Origin of the sequence: Nostocoides japonicum T1-X7 (assembly GCF_001046855.1) — a bacterium.
In the GTDB taxonomy this organism is placed as follows: domain Bacteria; phylum Actinomycetota; class Actinomycetes; order Actinomycetales; family Dermatophilaceae; genus Nostocoides; species Nostocoides japonicum.
The window spans coordinates 3,284,087-3,291,495 of the sequence record NZ_HF570958.1; the positions used below are offsets into that span (position 1 = coordinate 3,284,087).

11 protein-coding genes are annotated in these 7,409 nt (G+C 73.2%); 4 read left to right on the top strand and 7 right to left on the bottom strand.

Annotated elements, in window-relative coordinates; all coding sequences use genetic code 11:
• The 6 genes from BN12_RS25245 to BN12_RS14875 form a co-directional block, all read right to left on the bottom strand.
• The coding region (locus BN12_RS25245; RefSeq protein WP_048553642.1) for a hypothetical protein at positions 1–211 on the bottom strand (211 nt) is incomplete at its 3' end.
• Entirely contained in the window at positions 211–459 is a 249-nt protein-coding gene (locus tag BN12_RS14855; RefSeq protein WP_048553644.1) for a hypothetical protein, read from the bottom strand. The genes BN12_RS25245 and BN12_RS14855, both read right to left, overlap by 1 nt.
• Before the next feature lie 222 nt (positions 460–681).
• The gene (locus BN12_RS14860) at positions 682–1,443 is read right to left on the bottom strand and encodes a VOC family protein (RefSeq protein WP_053080047.1); all 762 of its coding nucleotides are present in this window, start codon (positions 1,441–1,443) and stop codon (positions 682–684) included.
• 66 nt (positions 1,444–1,509) lie between these two features.
• Positions 1,510–2,517 carry an o-succinylbenzoate synthase gene (locus BN12_RS14865; protein WP_268807013.1) on the bottom strand — a complete coding sequence of 336 codons (1,008 nt, stop codon included), beginning with the start codon at positions 2,515–2,517 and terminating at the stop codon, positions 1,510–1,512.
• Positions 2,507–2,911 (bottom strand): VOC family protein, encoded by a 405-nt coding sequence (locus tag BN12_RS14870; RefSeq protein WP_048556450.1) that lies wholly within the window; start codon positions 2,909–2,911, stop codon positions 2,507–2,509. Before BN12_RS14870 ends, BN12_RS14865 begins: the two co-directional genes overlap by 11 nt.
• Positions 2,912–2,954: 43 nt before the next feature.
• A complete protein-coding gene (locus BN12_RS14875) occupies positions 2,955–3,872 on the bottom strand; it encodes a hypothetical protein (RefSeq protein WP_048553646.1) in 918 nt (305 codons plus the stop codon).
• Between the two features lie 169 nt (positions 3,873–4,041).
• Between BN12_RS14875 and BN12_RS14880 the strand changes: the two genes are divergently transcribed.
• The 4 genes from BN12_RS14880 (at position 4,042) to BN12_RS14895 (ending at position 6,642) form a co-directional block, all read left to right on the top strand.
• Positions 4,042–4,533 carry a cupin domain-containing protein gene (locus BN12_RS14880; protein ID WP_048553648.1) on the top strand — a complete coding sequence of 164 codons (492 nt, stop codon included), beginning with the start codon at positions 4,042–4,044 and terminating at the stop codon, positions 4,531–4,533.
• 132 nt (positions 4,534–4,665) lie between these two features.
• Entirely contained in the window at positions 4,666–5,613 is a 948-nt protein-coding gene (locus BN12_RS14885; RefSeq protein ID WP_048553650.1) for a 1,4-dihydroxy-2-naphthoyl-CoA synthase, read from the top strand.
• A gap of 202 nt (positions 5,614–5,815) precedes the next feature.
• A complete protein-coding gene (locus tag BN12_RS14890) occupies positions 5,816–6,202 on the top strand; it encodes a DUF3224 domain-containing protein (RefSeq protein WP_048553652.1) in 387 nt (128 codons plus the stop codon).
• Between the two features lie 17 nt (positions 6,203–6,219).
• Complete coding sequence (locus BN12_RS14895) at positions 6,220–6,642, top strand: PPOX class F420-dependent oxidoreductase (RefSeq protein WP_048553654.1); 423 nt, start codon at positions 6,220–6,222, stop codon at positions 6,640–6,642.
• A 91-nt stretch (positions 6,643–6,733) separates the two neighbouring features.
• Here BN12_RS14895 and BN12_RS14900 read toward each other — a convergent pair whose 3' ends face one another.
• Positions 6,734–7,201, bottom strand: coding sequence for a hypothetical protein (locus BN12_RS14900; RefSeq protein WP_235432421.1), 468 nt, complete (start codon positions 7,199–7,201; stop codon positions 6,734–6,736).
• Positions 7,202–7,409 lie beyond the last annotated feature (208 nt).

The following is a 7,409-nucleotide window of genomic DNA, read 5'->3' on the forward strand; positions in this document are numbered from 1 at the left end:
CGCGCCACGCCGTCGCGGGGGTGCCGAGCGGGTCGTGCCGCGCCACGACGAACGGGGCGGCGGCGACCGACGGATCGACGGCGACCTCGAGGACCGCGACCGCCACCTCGCCCACCCCCGCTCCGAGCCGGACGAGCGCGCCGCCGGCGTGGTCGAGCTCATCGAGCCGCGCAGCGACGCCACCCGCCCCTCCGGACACGTCGATACCCATCAGCCCTCCTGCGCCGCACGGAGCTGGGCGGCGAGCTCGTCGAGGTCTGCGGCGAGCTCCTCGACACGCCGAGCGAGGAGCGCCAGCTGCTCGGATCGCTCGACGACCTGCGCCCGGAACCGGTCCGCGGCACCGGAGGTCCACGAGACGTCGCGCAGCGCCTCCACCGCTCGGGCCTGGCGACGCAGGACCTCCGCCTCGGTCCGGACCCGCGTGGCCCGGGCTCGCACTCCCTCCTCGACATCCATGGCGGTATGCCATCGCGTCCGGGCCCTGTGCGACAGGTCTCGACGCCGGTTGTGGATGACGCCGATCGGCTGTCAGCGGGTGTGGACGCTCGCGGCCCACGTCCGATGTCCAGGAGCGCCGATCCCGCACCATCCACCCGACACGGGGGTCGAGGGGCCGTGAGCCCTGCGGGGGCGGTGACCGGTCCACACGGCGTGTCCGGGTGGGTGCTGCGCCGTTCGCTATCGCGGGAACGGCTGCAGCTCGCCGGACGCGACGGCCCGCTCGGTGACGCAGTACTCCATGCCGACCGGGTCGCGAAGGACGGTCCAGTACTGGTGCTCCCGCAGCACCGAGGCACCCAGCCCGACGTGCCGCTCCACCGTCGTGGCGCGATCACCGCTCGCGAGGTCGAGGTGCGCCCGCACCGGACCGGTGTCCTCCCCGAGGCGTTGGAGGAGGACACGAACCGGCATACCCTCCGGACGGGCGAGGGAGCGGAACTCGGCCTCGGCATGCTCCGATCGCACCGGCCACCCGGTCAGCCCCGACCAGAAGGCGGACTCCGCGTCGAAGCCGGCCGACGGGATGTCGAGGCACAGCTGGTCGAGCAGGTCCGGCTCGCCCATGCGGTGCTGTCGCCGCGGGTGCCCGGCCCGGGTGAGGCAGAAGACGAAGCCGCCCGGCGAGGCCATGACGACGAACCCGCCGGACTCGTCGGCCTCGCGACGGACGACGTCGGCACCGAGCTCCACGGCGACCGTCGCGGCAGCCGACGGGTCCTCGACGTCGAGGTCGACGTGGACGCCGCCGGAACCGCCCACCGTCTGCAGCTTCACCCAGGGGTCGCCATCCCGCGGCGACAGTGTCGCGAACTCCTCGCGGTCACCGCGGAGGTCGGCGATCTCGCTGCGGGTCGCCGCGCCCCAGAAGGCCCAGGACTGCTCGGCCCGAGCCTCCGGCGTGTCGATGAACAGCCACATCCAGTCGATGTCGAGACTCATGCGTCCCCGTCCTCACGTTGCCGGGCCCGGTCCTCCGCCGGAGACGCGGTGCCGGCATCGGATCGCTCACCCATCGTCCTCCCGCCCGAGCAGGTCCCAGCACCGGCGCACCCGGTCGCGCCACCACCGCACCCGATCCGTGGGAGCCGCCCAGCGGTCCAGGAGCCCCGGGTCGGGGGTGACGCGCCCCGCGCGCAGCAGCCCCGTGGCCGGAACGAGCGACGGGGTGGCCACGTCGCCCTCGAAGAGCCCGACCGTCGCGAGCCCGCACGCGTGATCGAGGGACGGCAGGGCGGCGGCGAGAGCCACACCGGCGGCGATGCCGACCGAGGTGTCGAGCGCCGAGGAGACCACGGCCGGCAGGCCGCACTCCGCGACGACCTCGAGGGCACGCCGCACCCCGCCGAGCGGGGCGGCCTTGACGACGACGACGTCGGCGGCCTCCTCCCGCGCGACCCGCGCCGGGTCGCTCGCCTTGCGGATCGACTCGTCGGCGGCGACGGGCACCTCGACCCCCGCGCGCGCGAGCGCGAGGCGCACCTCCCGGAGCTCGGTCACCGACGCGCACGGCTGCTCGGCGTACTCCAGGCCGTATGCCGCGAGCCGCGTGAGCGCCTCCGTCGCCTCCTCGACCGACCACGCGCCGTTGGCGTCGACGCGGATCCGCGCGTCCGTGCCGAGACGGGAGCGGACGGCGGCGACCCGGTCGAGGTCGTCGGCCAGCGACTGCCCGGCCTCGGCGACCTTGACCTTCGCCGTCGTGCAGCCCGGGAAGCGGCCCAGCACGCCGGCGACATCACCGGCCGGCACCGCGGGGACCGTCGCGTTGACCGGGACGACGTCGCGCACCGGCTCGGGCCATCCCGCATACGCCGACTCCACTGCGGCGGCGAGCCAGCGCGCTGCCTCGGGTGGCTCGTACTCGAGGAACGGTCCGAACTCTCCCCAGCCGGCCGGCCCCTCGACGAGGGCCACCTCCCGGACGTCGATCCCGCGGAACCGGACGCGCAGGGGGATCGCGACGACCCGCATACCCTCGAGGACGGCCTCCAGCCGTGGACCGTCAGCGGTCACGGGAGGACAGCACGCAGAACTCGTTGCCCTCGGGGTCGGCGAGCACGGTCCACGTGACATCGTCCGGCTGACCGACGTGGACGCGTGTCGCGCCGCGGTCGAGGAGGGCCGCGATCTCGCCGTCGCGATCCTCGGCGGTATGGGGAGCCAGGTCGATGTGCAACCGGTTCTTCACGGTCTTCTCCTCGCCGACCGGCACGAAGACGAGGCCCGGAGGCAACGCTCGGAACCGCGCCACGTCGTCCACCGGATCGGTCTCCATCGTGCGCGGCACGATCGCGACCTCCTCCGCGTCCTCGTAGACGATGACGTAGTCGAGCGTCTCGGCCCACCAGCGCGCCTGGGCGGCGATGTCGTGGCAGTCGACGACGAGGGTGTACCAGCGCATGCTCATGCCGTGACCGTATGCCGTGCCGCCGACAGTCGCCACGGGCCCGTCAGCTCGCCACGAGCCGGTCCCGCTCGGCGTTCGCGAGATCGCGCAGGGAGACCAGCTGGCGCCGGAACCCGCTCGTGAGGAGGTCCGCCGACCCGAGAACCGGGAGATCGGGGGCCCGCCGCGACGGGTTCCACCCGTACTCCCGCATCGCGACCATCCCACCCGCCGCGCGGACCCAGCGCGACGCGCGGTCGCTGCTGACGTTGGCCACGCCCGCGAGCTCACCGACGCGCCGCTGGGTCACCGGGCAGCCGGATCCGACGATCCCGTTGGCCCGGCCGACTCCCGCGACGAGAGCGGCTGCGGCGGGCGGATCGGCCTCGCCGAGACCGAGCAACCCGGGCGTGCCGCCGGCGGCCCGGACGAGCACCCGGCGGCAGGCGGTGCGCAGCTCCGCGTCGCCGAGCGCGTCGCATACCGTGTCGACGACCTCGGCGATGGACCGGACACGGTCCCGGTCGCAGGGCCGGACCCCCTCGAGATCCAGCCATTCCTCCGGCAACGGGTCGGTGCCCAGCTCCGCGAGCGCCTCGACGCCGCCGACGAGCCGAGCGAGCCAGGCCAGCTCCTGGCTCCATCGCGGCTCCCGGTCCACCTCGACGACCCGGGGCGGCGAGGGCGGTTGCCGCCGTCCCCGCCCGAGCTCCCAGGCCACGCCCTCGTAGCCGCTCCCCCGGGCCGGGCGCCGGAAGCTGTCGACGACATGGTCGTCGACGAGGACGAGGTAGGTCACCTCTCCGAGGTCCGGCGTCCCCCTGAAGGGTTCCGGCCCGATCGTGCCGGGGTGCAGGTCGTCGTGGGGCCACCTGTCGTCGTCCCAGTCCGCCCACCCCTCGTCCCACGAACCTCCGTCATGGTCCTCGAGGTCCACCAGCTCCAGGTAGCCCCGGCCGTCGTCCATGTCCGAGCCGTCCATCTCCCTCGCTCCTCCCGTCCGCAGCCATCCGGCCGCGTCGTCTCTGCGCCCCACCGTCGCACGTTCGCGCCGATCGGCGCAGAAGTTATCCACAGCCCTCGCCGTCGACCGCCTCGGGTGGTGTCGCGTCGCGCACCCCTTGTCGGTCGGCTGTCACAGACTGGGGGCCATGAGCTATCCACCACCTCTCTACGACGGCGACTCCGGTGAGATCTCCGCGACCGTCCGGGTCGACGACGCCGCGCCGGAGATCACCTATCCCAACGGCAACCGCGTCCGGTACCTCGCGACGGGTGCGACCACCCAGGGACTCTTCGGCCTCTATCGGTGGGAGTTCTCCGGCGCCCGCAGCGGACCGGGCGCGCACTTCCATCGCACGATGGCCGAGTCGTTCTACGTGCTGTCCGGCGAGGTGACGATCTTCGACGGGCAGACCTGGGGGCTGCGACGTCCTGGCGACTGGGTCCACGTGCCCCCGGGCGGCATCCACGGCTTCCGCAACGAGTCGGGCGCACCCGCCAGCATGCTGCTCCACTTCGCGCCGGGTGCGCCCCGGGAGGGCTACTTCGAGGGGCTGGCGCGGATCGCCGCCGGCGAGCAGCCGAGCCCCGAGGAGTATGCCGCCTTCATGGACTTCCACGACAACATCTGGGTGGAGTGAGACGCCGTATGCCACGTGCTCGTGCCCCGCCGCCCGCGTGGGTGGACCGAGTGTCGCGTTCCCGGTGAGGCGACTGTCCCCTGAGCGGGCGGTGCGCCGGACCAGTGGCGGGCCCGCACTAGGCTCGCGCGGGTGAGCGCCCTCCCCGACGTCAGCGAGACCTTCGACGCCTCCGCCTGGACTCCCGTGCCCGGGTTCGACGACCTCACGGACGTGACGTACCACCGGGCCGTGGACGTCGGAGCGGTGCGGGTCGCCGTCGACCGGCCGGACGTGCTCAACGCCTTCCGGCCGCACACCGTCGACGAGCTGTACCGGGTGCTGGATCACGCGCGCCGCAGCGCGGATGTCGGCTGTGTCCTGCTCACGGGCAACGGCCCGACGCCCCGCGCGGGGTCGTCGGCCGCGACCGAGGGCTGGGCGTTCTGCACCGGTGGTGATCAGCGGATCCGCGGGCGCTCGGGATACCAGTACGCGTCCGGCGAGACGGCCGACACCGTCGATGAGCGCCGGGCGCAGGCCGAAGGCGGCCGGCTGCACATCCTCGAGGTGCAGCGGCTCATCCGGACGATGCCCAAGGTCGTCGTCGCCGTCGTCGGCGGCTGGGCCGCGGGCGGTGGCCACTCCCTCCACGTCGTCTGCGACCTGACGATCGCCTGTCGCGAGCACGCCCGCTTCAAGCAGACCGACGCGGACGTGGGCTCGTTCGACGGCGGGTACGGCTCGGCATACCTCGCGCGGATGGTCGGCCAGAAGAAGGCCCGCGAGATCTTCTTCCTCGGCCGCACCTACACGGGGGAGGACATGGAGCGGATGGGCGCGGTCAACCTCGTCAGCGACCACGCGACGCTCGAGACGGATGCGCTCGGCGTCGCGCGCGAGATCATGGGCAAGAGCCCGCAGGCGCAGCGGATGCTCAAGTTCGCCTTCAACCTCGTCGACGACGGCCTCATGGGTCAGCAGGTCTTCGCCGGCGAGGCGACGCGCCTGGCCTACATGACCGACGAGGCCATCGAGGGCCGCGACCAGTTCCTCCAGAAGCGCGCGCCCGACTGGTCGCCCTTCCCCTGGCACTACTGACCTGGCGCGTCGACGAGGCACGGACGGCCGAGATGGAGTCCTTCGTCGCCGACATCGTCGACGGCGTCATTCAGGCCGTGCCCGGGGGGAAGGTCTTCAAGGACCTCCCGAGCCGACGACCCTCCGGAGGCGCCTGACCTCGCCCTCGACGACCAGCCGGCCGGGGAACGGGGCTGTCGGTGGGCTCCGGCACGATGCGGGCATGACGACGACACGAGCGACCTTCGAGATCCACCTGACGCCGATCCCTGCCGGAGAGATCGAGGGGGCGATCGGACGGTTCGACTTCACCAAGACGTGGAGCGGAGGCGTCGAGGGGACGAGCCGCGGCCTCATGCTGAGCGGTGGGGATCCCACGGCCGGCGCCGCCGGATACGTGGCGGTGGAGGTCGTCGAGGCGACGGTCGACGGCCGGAAGGGGACGTTCCTGCTCCAGCAGCTCGGCACGATGGGCACCGACGGGCAGCGGCTCGACTATGTCGTCGTACCCGGCTCGGGCACAGCCGACCTCACGGGTCTGACGGGCGCCGTCGCCCTGTCCGTCGAGGACGGCCGCCACGAGGTTGAGCTGACCTACGAGCTGCCCTGAGGGGCACACTGGGGATCATGAGCGACCTGCGCGACCTCTTCGCTGCCCCCGAGCGCCACATCGCCGTCCTCGCGACGATCAAGCGCGACGGCCGGCCTCAGCTGTCCAACGTGTCCTTCACCTACGACCGCGGCCGTGACCTGCTCCGCGTCTCCGTCACCGACGGGCGAGCCAAGACGCACAACCTGCGGCGCGACCCCCGCGCCACCGTCCTCGTCAACGGGCCGGACCCCTGGCAGTACGCCGTCGCCGAGTGCCGCGCCGAGCTCCTCCCCGTCGCGGCGGCCCCCGATGACGCAAGTGTCGAGGAGCTCATCGACATCTACCGCGCGATCAGCGGCGAGCACCCCGATTGGGACGAGTACCGCGCCGCCATGGTCGCCGACCGCCGCGTCCCACTCCTCCTGCATGTCGAACGGGTCTACGGCGCGGTCCGGTGAGGGCATGGTCCGGTGACGGCATGGTCCGGCGAGACGGCGCACCGCCGGCCACCGGGGTGGGTATCGAGGTCGGGTATCGACACCGGGGCCGTCAGTCCGAACCGCCGATGTCCCAGCTGTACGCCGCGTAGACGAGGTCGGACCCCCGCTGCCGGTGCCGGACGAGGCGACCCATGAGGTCGGTGACCTCCTCACGGAAGCTGGCGACGTCGCATACCGGCTCGGAGCCCTCGAGCTGCTCGATGACCGACCGCAGCTGGCCGCTCACCTCGGCGTGCTCGGCGAGCAGGCGGTCGGCGGACCCGGCGAGGTGGGGTGCGGAGCGGCGGACGTCCGCGTAGAGGCCCCGCTCGCCCTCGGTGAGGCTCCGGTGGTCACGCCAGTCGTGAGCGAGCTCGACCATCGCGGTGTGCACGCGCTCGGACCAGGCGTCGTGGGCGAGCGGCCGGGCCAGCGCGGCATCGACGGCCGCGACGGAGTCCGCCAGCTCGGCACGATGCGCCCGCACCGACTGCAGGTACCTCTGGAACTCCTCGTCCATGACGCCTCCGAGACCCATGGTCGACCCATGCGGTGCCGGCCGTAAACCCCCGGCATACCCTGCCCGTGTGCTCCACCCCCTTCCCGTGCCGGCCGGGCCCGACGTCTTGGAGCTCCTTCCGCTCCTCGAGCGGGCCCTCGCCGGGCGGCGCCCGATCGTGCCGTATGCCGCCGCCACCGCCCCGCCCGCCCTGCCCGAGCCGGCCACGCCCCTCCCCGACCGGCTC